Here is a 13,091-nt window from a genome sequence, read left to right as displayed (position 1 = left end):
TCAAGAACTCCGGAACGACCTGTTCGGCCGCCGGCTTCAGCGCATCGAGTGCTTCCCATTTGATCGGCGGCAGCGGGGCGGTCTCGTCGATCCGCTCCTCGACAACCTCTTTCTTGCCGAACGAAAATATCTTCTTGAAAAAACCAGCCATGCTTTGCGTTCTCAGGCGGCGCGGGCGGCAAGGGGCGCCGCGATCAGCCTGCTACCATCGTGGCCTGATATCTCAGCCTCGACGATCTCACCCGGTGCGCCCGTGCCGAGTGCGGCAAGCGTAAAACCCTCGGTGCGGCCAAGGCCGTCGCGCTCGATCAGGATCGACTGGCGCGTTCCGGTGAGCGACGACAGATGCCTGAAATAGGCAGCTTCACCGGCGGCACGCAGCCGGGCGGCGCGCTGCTTGACGACCTCGCGGCGGAGCTGCGGCATGCGCGCGGCGGGCGTGCCTTCGCGTGGGCTGAAGGGGAAGACGTGGAGATGGGTCAGGCCACACTCCTCGACAATTTTTTCCGAGTTCTCGAACATTTCGTCGGTCTCGGTCGGGAAGCCGGCGATGATGTCGGCGCCAAAGACGATACCGGGGCGCAGCTTGCGCACATCCTCGCAGAAGCGGATCGACTGATCGCGTAGGTGCCTTCGCTTCATCCGCTTCAGGATCATGTCGTCGCCCGATTGCAGCGACAGATGCAGATGCGGCATCAGCCTGGGCTCGGTGGCGATGGCATCGAGCAAATCGTCGTCAGCTTCGATCGAATCGATCGACGACAGCCGCAGCCGCTTCACGTCGGGCACCTGTTTCAGGATTGTTTTCACCAGTTTGCCGAGCTTCGGCGCCCCCGGCAGATCGGCGCCGAATGATGTCATGTCGACGCCGGTCAGCACGATCTCGGCATAGCCGTTGCCGGCGAGCCGCTTGACCTGCTCGACCACGGCGCCCATCGGCACCGAGCGCGAATTGCCGCGGCCGTAGGGAATGATGCAGAAGGTGCAGCGGTGGTCGCAGCCATTCTGCACCTGGACGAAGGCGCGCGCCCGGCCCTCGATGGCGTCGACCATGTGGCCTGCGGTCTCACGCACCGAAAAGATATCGTTGACGCGCGCCTTCTCGGTGTCGTTGACGCCGAAATCCGGCAGCGCGCGATAGGAATTGGCGTTCAGCTTCTCTTCATTGCCAAGCACGAGATCGACCTCGTCCATGGCGGCGAATTTTTCAGGCTCGGTCTGCGCGGCGCAGCCGGTGACGATGATGCGTGCCCGTGGGTTGTCGCGGCGGGCCTTGCGGATCGCCTGCTTGGCCTGGCGCACTGCTTCGCCTGTCACGGCGCAGGTGTTGAAGATCAAAGCGCCGCCTTCCAGCGCGCCCAGACCGGCACTTTCAGCCTCGCGGCGCATCACCTGCGATTCATAGGTGTTGAGCCGGCAGCCGAAGGTGACGACATCGATGCCCTTGGACACCGGGCTCTTGGGCAGAGCGGACATCAGGCCGCGCTTTCGGTGTCGCGGGCCCATGTCCCGTTCGACGGGTCGAAGCTGCCGGAAAATTCCCATTCGGCGGCGCCGGTCAGCACCACATGGTCATCGTCGCGCCATTCGACATGCAGCGTACCGCCGCCTGGCGTCAACAGGCTAACGCTGCGGCCGGTCCGGTTGGTGCGGGCCGCGGCCACCACGGCCGCGCAGGCGGCCGAGCCGCAGGCCTTGGTCAGTCCGGCGCCGCGCTCCCAGGTGCGGATGATCATGGTTTCGGGCGAAGTAACCTGAGCGATGGTGATGTTGGCGCGCTCGGGGAACATCGGATGGTTCTCGAGCAGCGGGCCGAAGCGGTCGAGCTCATAGGACCAGACGTCATTGTCGACCCAGAAGATGGCGTGCGGATTGCCCGTCGAGACGACCGAGGGGGAATGCAGCACCGGCGCGTCGATCGGGCCGATCTGCAGCTCGATCATGCGGGTGTCGCGGAATTCCTCGGCCAGCGGGATATCCTGCCAGCCGAAGCGTGGCGTGCCCATATCGACCGAGATCGAGCCGTCGGCATGTTCGCGCGCATTGAGGATGCCCGCCACGGTTTCGAAGGTGAAGATCTTCTGGCCGGTCTCGGCGGCGAGCGCCTGGACGACGCAGCGCATGCCATTGCCGCAGGCCTGCGCGCCAGTTCCGTCGGAATTCAATATGTCGATGAAAAAGGCGGTGCCCGGCGTCCTTGCGTCGTGGATCGCCATGATCTGGTCGAAGCTGGTCGCGGCATCGGCGTTCAGCGCAATCGCCGCCGCCCCCGTCACTCGATCGGCACGGCCGCGCATATCGGCAACGATGATCTCGTTGCCGATGCCGTTCATCTTGGCGAAAGGGGCAGTGCTGGCCATTGCTCCGGAAATCCGTGTCCGTTTGGCGCTATATGGCGGAAACGGGCAGGAATTACCAGTGCGCAGCCGCTTGGTCACGGCGAAAGCGCCGGACTCACGTGACGGCGAAAATGCCCAGCACCACCAGCAGGAAGATGATCAGAACGATGCCGATAAGGATCCGCGCGCCGGTGGCGGCGGCACCTGCCAGCGCCGGCATGCCGAGCAGGCTGGCTGCGGCGGCGACGATCAGGAGAATGATGATCCATTTGAGCATGGCAATGCCTCGCAAACCGACAGATTTTTCAACCACTTGAAAACGCGGTTGCCGCGCTGGGGTTCCGTCGAAACCGATGCGGATCAGGGCGCTATGTGCTCCGGCACATCCCAGACCTCGCCCGGCCGCAAGGCGCGAAAGCGCTCGCGCGGGATGCCTTGATCGTCAAGCGCCTCGGTCAATTTGCGCGCAGGCTCGTCGATCGGCTCGTCGGTGAGCTGGAAGGTGCCCCAATGACAGCCGGCGGCATGGGCGGCATTGCACAGCGTCATGCCTTGCACCGCCTCCTCCGGATTCTGGTGCTGCGGCGCCATGAACCAGCGCGGCTCATAGGCGCCGATCGGCAGGATGGCGAAGCGGAAACCGCCATGTTTCTCAGCCATCAGCCGGTAGTTGATGCCATTGTGAAAGCCGGTATCGCCGGCGAAATAGAGCTTGCTGTCAGGCGTTTCGACGACGAAGCCGGCCCACAGCGCCATGCGCCGGTCGCGGGCGCCACGCGCCGACCAGTGATGCACCGGCTCGACATGGACGGCGGCGCCATCGCCGATCCCGACCCTGTCGCCCCAGTCATGCGCCGACAGTCGCATGCCGGGCACGGCGGCTTCGATGATGGCGTCGTTCCCGAGCGGAGTGAGCACCAGCGGGTCGTGGCCGGCCTTCAGCCGCTTCAACGTGGCGAGGTCGAGATGGTCGTAATGGTTGTGGCTGACCAGCACGAGGTCGATCGGCGGCAGGTCGGCAAAGGCGATGCCTGGCGCATTGATGCGTTTTGGTCCGGCGAAGGAAAGCGGCGACGCGCGCAGCGACCACACCGGATCGGTAAGAATGTTCAGACCGGCCGTCTGGACCAGCAAGGTGGAATGACCAACCATGGTCACTTCCAGCGCGGCGCCCTCGACCCGAGCCGTCGGTTTCGCCTGCGGAAAGGGGCTTGCATCGCTCGCCGGCCATTTCGAGCGCTGGCCATTCAACTGCCATTTCAGCAGGTCGGCGAAACGGCCGGGTGGCCGGCCGTCGGGATTGAAGAACAATGCGCCGTCGAAATGGTCGCTGGGCGGGCCGCTGTAATAGCGATTGGCGGCAGTCTTTCTCGCGGCCAATTTGCGGCTCCAGCAGGGTTTCGTTTTCCAGACATAGGCGCTAAGGCGGTTCGCGCAAGCGTCCACCGACGAAGTGTTGACCGGAATTCCCAAGCGACGCGCGACAAACGGTCAGCCGTCGCGATTGCGATAAATTTGCAACAATTCTTGCTGCAAACTGTATTTTAACCATATCGGGTTGAAATTTCGCCACCTTCTCCATCTTGGTGGGGGTGAGATTGTGCGGACGGCTTCCCCCCAGCCGGATCCGACGGAGGTTGGAATGACTTTTTCGAAAACCGGTCTGGTGGCCGTATCGCTGGCGGCGCTCGTTGCGAGTGGCTGTTCGACCTCACGTTTTTCCTCGATGGATGACCAGCAGCCGGCACCGCTGGAGGCCGCGCCCGCCGGCAAGGTGACGGCGAACCAACTGCCGCCGCCGGCATCGCCCGGCACCACCGACCCTTCGCAATTCCCGACCGCGCCGGCGAACACCCAGGTCGCCGCGCTGCCTTCGGACGGCTCGGCGCCGGCCGGCGCTTCGGACGTGACCGCCGCCAGCGTCGCCGGTGTCTGGAACGCCAGCGTTGCGGGCCAGAGCTGCAAGGTGGCGACACCGCAGACCAAATTCGGCGCCGGCTTCCGCGCCGGGCCGCTGCATTGCCCGGCGCCGATGGACGGCATCAAGTCGTGGAACGTCGCCGGCAAACAGCTGACGCTCTATGACGAGAGCGGCGGTGCGCTGGCGCGGCTCTATTCCTCGGGCGGCTCGAAATTCGACGGCCAGACTTCCAACGGCCAGCCGATTTCGCTTACGAGATAGTTTTTGTTTTACGCAATTCCGGTTCCCGGAATTGCTCCAGAACGACGTGACCGATGCATCTGCGTGACGGCCTCCAGACCCATGCGACCGTCAGGCAGCGCTACGACCATCTGGTGGAAACCGGTACGATCGACCGCGATCCGGCGCAGGAACGGATCGTTGCGGCACTCGACCGGCTGACCGATGAGATTTCGGCCAAGCGGCTGGCGCATAAGTCGAGCGCGCTGGGCTGGCTGTTCGCCCGCAAGCGCGAGACGGATGAGGCCGTCAAAGGCCTCTACATCCATGGCGGCGTCGGTCGCGGCAAGACCATGCTGATGGACATGTTCTTCGACTTGCTGCCGGTGCGGCGCAAGCGCCGCGTCCACTTCAACGACTTCATGGCCGACGTGCAGGACCGTATCCAGAAGCACCGGCAGGCGCGCAAGAATGGCGACGTCAGGGAAGACGATCCGATCCCGCCGGTGGCCAAGGCCCTTGCCGAGCAAGCCTGGGTGCTGTGCTTCGACGAGTTCTCGGTCACCGACATTGCCGACGCGATGATCCTGTCCAGGTTGTTTTCGGCGCTGTTTGCCAGCGGCGTGGTGCTGGTCGCCACCTCGAATGTGGCGCCGGAAAACCTCTACAGCGACGGGCTGAACCGCCAGCTTTTCCTGCCCTTTATCGGCATACTGGAGCGGCACACACAGGTGCTGGCGCTCGATGCCGACAAAGACTACCGGCTGGAAAAGCTCGCCCGGACACCGGTCTATGTCACGCCGGCCGATGCGGCGGCGGACCAGCTACTCGACGAGGCCTGGCAAGCCATGACGCGGGGCGCGCCGACCGCCGAGACATCGATTGCCCTCAAAGGACGGCAGGTGATCGTGCCGCGCGCGGCGGGCGATGCGGCGCGGTTCTCCTTTGCCGATCTCTGCGAAAAGCCGCTTGGCGCGCGCGATTTCCTGGCGATCGCCGGTCGCTTCTCAACCATTTTTATCGACCATGTCCCGGTGCTCGGCGAAGGCAAGCGCAACGAGGCCAAGCGCTTCATCCTTCTGATCGACACGCTCTACGACCATCATGTGCGGCTGGTGATGAGCGCCGATGCGCCGCCGCAAGCGCTTTATGCAGCCAAGCGCGGCGTCGAAGTCTTCGAGTTCGAGCGCACCGCATCGCGGCTGATCGAGATGCAAAGCCGCGACTGGCTGGAGGATTGGGCGGCGCGGCAGAAGGGGAAGCCGGCGCCAGGGGCACAGCAGGCGCAGGCCTGAATTTCCAGAGAATCCGTCGGTAGCAATCCTTCGTGTCCCCTCCCTCGGCAGGACAGAGGGGGGGCGCTGTCCCGCCGACGTCTACAACTCGAACCTCCTCGGTTACCCGCATCACAAGGGTGTCATCGCCCGCATTCGGCCTTACGATTTCCGTCTTCATCGGTTATTTCTTCCAAAGTCGGCTTACAAACTTTGACGTTTACGTAAATCCCAAGTGATCTAACCGATTGAAAATACTGACACCAAAATAATCGTTTGAATTTTTTCCGTGCCGGGGCTATTGGGTGCGGCGAAAATTCGCGGTTCCCCGCAGCATTCCGGCCTCTTCTTCGACGCCGCCATCAAGTCACCAGAGATTTGAGACGTCGTCACCGACAAAGGGAAAACATCCTCACATGGCACGCAACAAGATAGCGCTTATCGGCTCTGGCATGATCGGCGGCACGCTCGCTCACATGATCGGCCTCAAGGACCTCGGCGACGTGGTGCTGTTCGATATTGCCGAAGGTATCCCGCAGGGCAAGGGGCTCGATATCGCGCAGTCGTCGCCGGTCGATGGCTTCGACTCCAGGCTCACCGGCATCAACGACTATGCCGGCATCGAAGGCGCCGATGTCTGCATCGTCACCGCCGGCGTGCCGCGCAAGCCCGGCATGAGCCGCGACGACCTTTTGGGCATCAATCTCAAGGTCATGGAACAGGTGGGCGCCGGGCTGAAGAAGTATGCGCCGAAGGCCTTCGTCATCTGCATCACAAACCCGCTCGACGCCATGGTCTGGGCGCTGCAGAAGTTCTCAGGACTGCCCAACAGCCATGTCGTCGGCATGGCCGGCGTGCTCGACAGCGCGCGCTTCCGCTATTTCCTGGCGGAGGAATTCAAGGTCTCGGTCGAGGACGTCACCGCGTTCGTGCTCGGCGGCCACGGCGATTCCATGGTGCCGATGATCCGCTATTCGACGGTATCGGGCATTCCGCTGCCCGATCTCATCAAGATGGGCTGGACCTCGAAGGAAAAGCTCGACCAGATCGTGCAGCGCACCCGCGACGGCGGCGCCGAGATCGTCGGCCTGCTCAAGACCGGTTCGGCCTATTACGCGCCGGCCGCTTCGGCGATCTCGATGGCCGAAGCCTATCTCAAGGACAAGAAGCGCGTGCTGCCCTGCGCGGCGTATCTCTCCGGCCAGTATGGCGTCAAGAACACCTATGTCGGCGTTCCCGTGGTGATCGGCGCCGGCGGCGTCGAGCGTATCATCGAGATCGAGCTCAACAAGAGCGAGCAGAAGATGTTCGACTCCTCGGTGGCGACGGTGCAGGGTCTGACCGAGGCCTGCGTCAAGATCGCGCCGCAACTCGCCTCCAAATGAATCTCCAGCAAGTGAACCCCCAGTCGATCCGGAGACCTTCCAGATGAACATCCATGAGTATCAGGGCAAGGCGCTGCTGAAGAGCTTTGGCGCGCCCGTGGCCGAAGGCGTGCCGGTGTTCAAGGCGAGCGAAGCGGAAGCCGCCGCCAAGGCGCTGCCGGGCCCGCTTTATGTGGTGAAGAGCCAGATCCATGCCGGCGGCCGCGGCAAGGGCAAATTCACCGAACTCGGCCCGGACGCCAAGGGCGGCGTGCGGCTGGCGAAATCGGTGGCCGACGTCGTCGCCAACGCCAACGAGATGCTGGGCAACACACTGGTGACCAAGCAGACCGGCCCGGCCGGCAAGCAGGTCAACCGCCTCTATATCGAGGACGGCGCTGACATCGAACGCGAGCTCTATCTGTCGATCCTGGTCGACCGTTCGGTCGGCCGCATCGCCTTCGTCGTCTCGACCGAGGGCGGCATGGACATCGAAGCGGTCGCGCATGACACGCCGGAGAAGATCATCACTGTCGCCATCGATCCGGAAAAAGGCGTCACATCGGCCGACCTGAAGGCGCTCAACGGTGCGCTGAAGCTCGACGGCGATGCTGCCAAGGACGGCGATACGCTGTTCCCGATCCTCTACAAAGCCTTCGTCGAAAAGGACATGAGCCTGCTCGAGGTCAACCCGCTGATCGTCATGAAGAACGGCCGGCTGCGCGTGCTCGACGCGAAAGTGTCGTTCGACAACAACGCGCTGTTCCGCCACCCTGACGTGCTCGAACTGCGCGACACCACCGAAGAGGACGAGAAGGAGATCGAGGCGTCGAAATACGACCTCGCCTATGTCGCGCTCGACGGCAATATCGGCTGCATGGTCAACGGCGCCGGCCTCGCCATGGCGACGATGGACATCATCAAGCTCTATGGTGCCGAGCCCGCCAACTTCCTCGATGTCGGTGGCGGCGCATCCAAGGAAAAAGTCACGGCGGCGTTCAAGATCATCACCCGGGATCCGGCGGTCAAGGGTATCCTGATCAACATCTTCGGCGGCATCATGAAGTGCGACATCATTGCCGAGGGCGTCATTGCCGCGGTCAAGGAAGTCGGACTGGAAGTGCCGCTGGTGGTGCGTCTGGAGGGCACCAATGCCGAGCTCGGCAAGAAGATCATCAACGACAGCGGCCTCAACGTCGTGTCGGCCGACGATCTCGACGATGCAGCCAAGAAGATCGTGGCGGCGGTAAAGGGCTGAGCGGATGCCTCCGCGCAAGATAAACTTGGTCGAGGCGGCGGATCAAAAGATCAAGAAGGTCTTCGATCCGCATATCGCCGGCGACGTCAACGACAGCCAGGCGAAGGTCGCCAAGTTCGGCGAGGTCTTCGATTGGCACGCGCATGACAATGAGGACGAAGCCTTCCTCGTGCTGCGCGGGCGCATCGCCATCGATTTCCGCGACGGTCCGGTCGAACTCGGCGAGGGCGACTTCATCGTCGTGCCGCGCGGTGTCGAGCACCGGCCGCGTTCGCTCACCGCGGAACCGGTCGTGCTGATGTTCGAGCCGGCGACGACGCTCAACACCGGCAATGCCAAGAGCGACCTCACGGTCGCTGACCTGAAGCGGCTCTGACCATGTTTTCCTCGATCAACGGTTTTTAGAAAAGGGCTCCCATGTCCATCCTCGTCGACAAGAACACCAAGGTGCTGGTGCAGGGCCTGACCGGCAAGACCGGTACGTTCCACACCGAGCAGGCGCTGGCTTATCACGGCACGAAAATGGTCGGCGGCATCCATCCCAAGAAGGGTGGCGAGACGTGGACCGGCGCCAAGGGTGAAAGCCTGCCGATCTTCGCCACCGTCGCCGAGGGCAAGGAAAAGACCGGCGCCAACGCTTCGGTCGTCTATGTGCCGCCGGCGGGTGCCGCCGAAGCCATCCTCGAAGCGATCGAGGCCGAGATCCCGCTGATCATCTGCATCACCGAAGGCATACCGGTGATGGACATGATCAGGGTCAAGGCCAGGCTCGACCGCTCGACCTCGCGGCTGATCGGGCCGAACTGCCCGGGCGTGCTCACGCCCAACGAATGCAAGATCGGCATCATGCCCGGAAACATCTTCCGCAAGGGCTCGGTCGGCGTTGTTTCGCGGTCGGGAACGCTTACCTATGAGGCAGTGTTCCAGACCACCAATGTCGGCCTCGGCCAGACCACCGCCGTCGGCATCGGCGGCGACCCCGTCAAGGGCACCGAGTTCATCGACGTGCTCGAGATGTTCCTCGCCGACGAGGAGACCAAGTCGATCATCATGATCGGCGAGATCGGCGGTTCGGCCGAGGAAGACGCCGCGCAGTTCCTCAAGGACGAAGCCAAACGTGGCCGCAAGAAACCGATGGCCGGCTTCATCGCCGGGCGCACGGCGCCGGCCGGCCGCACCATGGGCCACGCCGGCGCGGTCATCTCCGGCGGCAAGGGCGGCGCCGAAGACAAGATCGCGGCGATGGAATCGGCCGGCATCAAGGTATCGCCCTCGCCGGCAAGGCTGGGCACGACACTGGTCGAGGCGATCAAAGGTTAAGGGAATAGGGGAGTAGGGCAGTAGGGAAAATAGCAGCGGCAAAAAGCGCTACTCCCCTATTCCCTTATTCCCCTACTCCCTCCAAAAACAGGAGACGGAGCCGGGCTCCGCGGACAAAAATGGCAAGACAAGATCAGGCCAACGACCAATTTTCGCTCACCTCTTTCCTTTACGGCGGCAACGCCGATTACATCGATGCGCTCTATGCCGCCTATGAAGACGATCCAGCCTCGGTCAATCCCGAATGGCAGGAGTTCTTTGCCGGGCTGAAGGACGATGCCGGCGATGTGCGCAGGAATGCCAAGGGTGCCTCATGGGCCAAGCCCTCCTGGCCGCTGCAGGCCAATGGCGAACTGGTGTCGGCGCTCGACGGCAATTGGGGTATCGTCGAGAAGACGATCGAAAAGAAAGTCAAGGACAAGGCGGTCACCAACGGCGTCGTCCTGTCCGACGCCGACGTGCATCAGGCGACGCGCGATTCGGTGCGCGCCATCATGATGATCCGCGCCTACCGCATGCGCGGCCATCTGCATGCCAATCTCGACCCGCTCGGCATCGCCAAACCGCTCGAGGACTACAACGAGCTGTCGCCGGAAAATTACGGCTTCACCGCTGCCGACTATGACCGGCCGATCTTCCTCGACAATGTGCTCGGGCTCGAATTCGGCACCATCCGGCAGATGCTGGAAATCCTGACGCGCACCTATTGCTCGACGCTCGGCGTCGAGTTCATGCATATTTCCGACCCCGAGGAAAAGGCCTGGATCCAGGCCCGCATCGAAGGTGCCGACAAGGAGATCACCTTCACCGCCACCGGCAAGAAGGCGATCCTGCAGAAGCTGGTCGAGGCCGAAGGTTTTGAGCAGTTCATCGACGTCAAGTACAAGGGCACCAAGCGCTTCGGCCTCGATGGCAGTGAAGCGCTGATCCCGGCGCTGGAGCAGATCGTCAAGCGCGGCGGCCAGCTCGGCATGAAAGAGATCGTGCTCGGCATGGCGCATCGCGGAAGGCTGAACGTGCTTTCCCAGGTGATGGCCAAGCCGCACCGCGCCATCTTCCACGAGTTCAAGGGCGGCTCGGCCGCACCCGACGAGGTCGAGGGTTCGGGCGACGTCAAGTACCATCTCGGCGCCTCGTCGGACCGCGAGTTCGACGGCAACAAGGTGCATCTGTCCCTGACCGCCAATCCCTCGCATCTGGAAATCGTCGATCCGGTGGTGATGGGCAAGGCGCGCGCCAAGCAGGATTATCTGTTCGGCCGCAGCCGCGAGGAAATCGTGCCGCTGGAAGAGCGCGCCAAGGTGCTGCCGCTCTTGCTGCATGGCGATGCCGCCTTTGCCGGCCAGGGCGTGATCGCGGAAATCCTCGGCCTGTCCGGCCTGCGCGGCCACCGCGTCGCCGGCACGTTGCATTTCATCATCAACAACCAGATCGGCTTCACAACCAATCCGCGCTTCTCGCGCTCGTCGCCCTATCCGTCCGACGTCGCCAAGATGATCGAAGCGCCGATCTTCCACGTCAATGGCGACGATCCGGAAGCCGTGGTGCACGCCACCAAGGTGGCGATCGAATTCCGCATGAAGTTCCACAAGCCTGTTGTGGTCGACATGTTCTGCTACCGCCGCTTCGGCCACAATGAGGGCGACGAGCCGGCCTTCACCCAGCCGATCATGTACCGCAACATCCGCACCCACAAGACGACCGTGCAGATCTACGGCGACCGGCTGATCGCCGAGGGTCACCTCACCCAGGCCGAGCTCGACCAGCTCAAGGCCGACTGGCGAGCGCATCTGGAATCCGAGTGGGAAGTCGGCCAGCACTACAAGCCCAACAAGGCCGATTGGCTCGACGGCGCCTGGTCTGGCCTGCGCACGGCCGACAACCAGGACGAACAAAGGCGCGGCAAGACCGCCGTGCCGGTCAAGACGCTGAAGGAAATCGGCAAGAAGCTGACCGAGGTGCCGAAGGATTTCGAGGCGCACAAGACGATCATCCGCTCCCTCGAAAACCGCCGCCAGGCGATCGAGTCGGGCGAAGGCATCGACTGGTCGACGGCCGAGGCGCTGGCCTTCGGCGCCATCCTGCTCGACGGCAATCCGATCCGCCTGTCGGGGCAGGATTCCGAACGCGGCACCTTCTCGCAGCGCCATTCCGTGCTCTACGACCAGCGCGACGAGACCCGCTATATCCCGCTCAACAATCTGTCTGCCGCTCAAGCCGGCTACGAAGTCATCAACTCGATGCTGTCGGAAGAGGCGGTGCTGGGCTTCGAATATGGCTACAGCCTTGCCGAGCCGAAGGCGCTGACCTTGTGGGAAGCGCAGTTCGGCGATTTCGCCAACGGTGCCCAGGTGGTGTTCGACCAGTTCATCTCTTCGGGTGAACGCAAGTGGCTCAGAATGTCGGGCCTCGTCTGCCTGCTGCCGCATGGCTATGAAGGCCAGGGTCCGGAACATTCTTCGGCCCGGCTCGAACGCTTCCTGCAGCTTTGCGCCGAAGATAACATGCAAGTGGCCAACTGTACGACGCCGGCCAACTACTTCCACATATTGCGCCGGCAGCTGAAGCGCGACTTCCGTAAGCCGCTGATCCTGATGACGCCGAAGTCGCTGCTGCGCCATAAGCGGGCGGTGTCGACGCTGCCGGAAATTTCGGGCGAAAGCTCGTTCCACCGATTGCTGTGGGACGATGCGCAGCTGCTTTCCGGCCAGGCGATCAAGCTGACCAAGGATTCGAAGATCCGCCGCGTCGTGCTGTGTTCGGGCAAGGTCTATTACGACCTCTACGAGGAGCGCGAGAAGCGCGGCATCAACGACATCTATCTGCTGCGCGTCGAGCAGCTTTATCCGTTCCCGGCCAAGGCGCTGATCACCGAACTGTCGCGTTTCCGCAATGCCGAGATGGTGTGGTGCCAGGAGGAGCCCAAGAACATGGGCGCATGGTCGTTCATCGACCCCTATCTGGAATGGGTGCTGGCGCATATCGATGCCAAGCATCAGCGGGTGCGCTACACCGGCCGTCCGGCCGCCGCCTCGCCGGCGACCGGACTGATGTCGAAGCATCTCGCCCAGCTCGCCGCCTTGCTCGAAGACGCGCTCGGCGAATAGAGAAGATCTGGGCGAATAACAGAACCGAAAGAAAACGGACAGGCACAATGGCTACCGAAATCCGCGTTCCCACTCTCGGCGAATCCGTCACCGAAGCGACCATCGGCAAATGGTTCAAGAAGGTCGGCGACGCGATCGTCGCCGACGAGCCGCTGGTCGAGCTCGAGACCGACAAGGTGACGGTGGAGGTGCCTGCCGCCGCCGCTGGAACCTTAAGCGAAATCACCGCCAAGGAAGGCGAGACGGTCGGTGTCGGTGCGCTGCTCGGTTCGATTTCGGCAGGTGGCGC

General features: G+C 63.0%; 12 protein-coding genes. 8 read left to right on the top strand and 4 right to left on the bottom strand.

The features are described 5' to 3' along the window. Window positions 1-162 precede the first annotated feature (162 nt). The 4 genes from mtaB to EN964_RS09610 all read right to left on the bottom strand — a co-directional run bounded on the left by mtaB (window position 163) and on the right by EN964_RS09610 (window position 3,719). Entirely contained in the window at window positions 163-1,476 is a 1,314-nt protein-coding gene (gene mtaB, locus EN964_RS09625; protein ID WP_127268400.1) for a tRNA (N(6)-L-threonylcarbamoyladenosine(37)-C(2))-methylthiotransferase MtaB, read from the bottom strand. After that, on the bottom strand, window positions 1,476-2,360 hold the full coding sequence (gene dapF, locus EN964_RS09620; RefSeq protein ID WP_127268401.1) for a diaminopimelate epimerase: 885 nt from the start codon (window positions 2,358-2,360) through the stop codon (window positions 1,476-1,478). The genes mtaB and dapF overlap by 1 nt, the downstream gene beginning before the upstream one ends. A 94-nt stretch (window positions 2,361-2,454) precedes the next feature. Next, window positions 2,455-2,616: a DUF1328 family protein gene (locus EN964_RS09615; RefSeq protein WP_013528842.1), complete on the bottom strand. Its 162-nt coding sequence runs from the start codon at window positions 2,614-2,616 to the stop codon at window positions 2,455-2,457. 83 nt (window positions 2,617-2,699) lie between these two features. Then, on the bottom strand, window positions 2,700-3,719 hold the full coding sequence (locus EN964_RS09610) for an MBL fold metallo-hydrolase (protein ID WP_127268402.1): 1,020 nt from the start codon (window positions 3,717-3,719) through the stop codon (window positions 2,700-2,702). A 262-nt stretch (window positions 3,720-3,981) separates the two neighbouring features. On the opposite strand from EN964_RS09610, the gene EN964_RS09605 reads away from it, so the two are divergent. The 8 genes from EN964_RS09605 to EN964_RS09570 all read left to right on the top strand — a co-directional run. Beyond that, entirely contained in the window at window positions 3,982-4,521 is a 540-nt protein-coding gene (locus EN964_RS09605) for a protease inhibitor Inh/omp19 family protein (RefSeq protein ID WP_023811288.1), read from the top strand. Between the two features lie 53 nt (window positions 4,522-4,574). Further along, window positions 4,575-5,774 (top strand): cell division protein ZapE, encoded by a 1,200-nt coding sequence (gene zapE, locus EN964_RS09600; protein ID WP_127268404.1) that lies wholly within the window; start codon window positions 4,575-4,577, stop codon window positions 5,772-5,774. 395 nt (window positions 5,775-6,169) lie between these two features. Continuing rightward, window positions 6,170-7,138 carry a malate dehydrogenase gene (gene mdh / locus EN964_RS09595; RefSeq protein ID WP_013528846.1) on the top strand — a complete coding sequence of 323 codons (969 nt, stop codon included), beginning with the start codon at window positions 6,170-6,172 and terminating at the stop codon, window positions 7,136-7,138. A gap of 43 nt (window positions 7,139-7,181) precedes the next feature. Beyond that, a complete protein-coding gene (sucC, locus tag EN964_RS09590; protein ID WP_024504973.1) occupies window positions 7,182-8,375 on the top strand; it encodes an ADP-forming succinate--CoA ligase subunit beta in 1,194 nt (397 codons plus the stop codon). Window positions 8,376-8,379: 4 nt separating this feature from the next. Next, window positions 8,380-8,751 (top strand): cupin domain-containing protein, encoded by a 372-nt coding sequence (locus EN964_RS09585; protein WP_127267774.1) that lies wholly within the window; start codon window positions 8,380-8,382, stop codon window positions 8,749-8,751. A 41-nt stretch (window positions 8,752-8,792) separates the two neighbouring features. Further along, window positions 8,793-9,695, top strand: a complete 903-nt coding sequence (gene sucD, locus EN964_RS09580) for a succinate--CoA ligase subunit alpha (RefSeq protein ID WP_063173365.1) — start codon at window positions 8,793-8,795, stop codon at window positions 9,693-9,695. A gap of 119 nt (window positions 9,696-9,814) precedes the next feature. Further along, the gene (locus EN964_RS09575; protein ID WP_127276318.1) at window positions 9,815-12,802 is read left to right on the top strand and encodes a 2-oxoglutarate dehydrogenase E1 component; all 2,988 of its coding nucleotides are present in this window, start codon (window positions 9,815-9,817) and stop codon (window positions 12,800-12,802) included. A 47-nt stretch (window positions 12,803-12,849) separates the two neighbouring features. After that, window positions 12,850-13,091, top strand: a 242-nt coding sequence (locus EN964_RS09570; RefSeq protein WP_306663784.1) for a biotin/lipoyl-containing protein, incomplete at its 3' end; no start/stop codon positions are given.

It is taken from the genome of Mesorhizobium sp. M7A.F.Ca.CA.001.10.2.1 (assembly GCF_003998575.1).
Taxonomy (GTDB): domain Bacteria; phylum Pseudomonadota; class Alphaproteobacteria; order Rhizobiales; family Rhizobiaceae; genus Mesorhizobium.
Note: the sequence above shows the minus strand (reverse complement) of the source record. Positions and strands in the feature narration are given on the sequence as shown.

What these genes read in the sequence shown, in the direction of transcription:
- mtaB (WP_127268400.1), bottom strand. Translation starts at nt 1,476, where the DNA reads ATGTCCGCTCTGCCCAAGAGCCCGGTGTCCAAGGGCATCGATGTCGTC.
- dapF (WP_127268401.1), bottom strand. Translation starts at nt 2,360, where the DNA reads ATGGCCAGCACTGCCCCTTTCGCCAAGATGAACGGCATCGGCAACGAG.
- EN964_RS09615 (WP_013528842.1), bottom strand. Translation starts at nt 2,616, where the DNA reads ATGCTCAAATGGATCATCATTCTCCTGATCGTCGCCGCCGCAGCCAGC.
- EN964_RS09605 (WP_023811288.1), top strand. Translation starts at nt 3,982, where the DNA reads ATGACTTTTTCGAAAACCGGTCTGGTGGCCGTATCGCTGGCGGCGCTC.
- zapE (WP_127268404.1), top strand. Translation starts at nt 4,575, where the DNA reads ATGCATCTGCGTGACGGCCTCCAGACCCATGCGACCGTCAGGCAGCGC.
- mdh (WP_013528846.1), top strand. Translation starts at nt 6,170, where the DNA reads ATGGCACGCAACAAGATAGCGCTTATCGGCTCTGGCATGATCGGCGGC.
- sucC (WP_024504973.1), top strand. Translation starts at nt 7,182, where the DNA reads ATGAACATCCATGAGTATCAGGGCAAGGCGCTGCTGAAGAGCTTTGGC.
- EN964_RS09585 (WP_127267774.1), top strand. Translation starts at nt 8,380, where the DNA reads ATGCCTCCGCGCAAGATAAACTTGGTCGAGGCGGCGGATCAAAAGATC.
- sucD (WP_063173365.1), top strand. Translation starts at nt 8,793, where the DNA reads ATGTCCATCCTCGTCGACAAGAACACCAAGGTGCTGGTGCAGGGCCTG.
- EN964_RS09575 (WP_127276318.1), top strand. Translation starts at nt 9,815, where the DNA reads ATGGCAAGACAAGATCAGGCCAACGACCAATTTTCGCTCACCTCTTTC.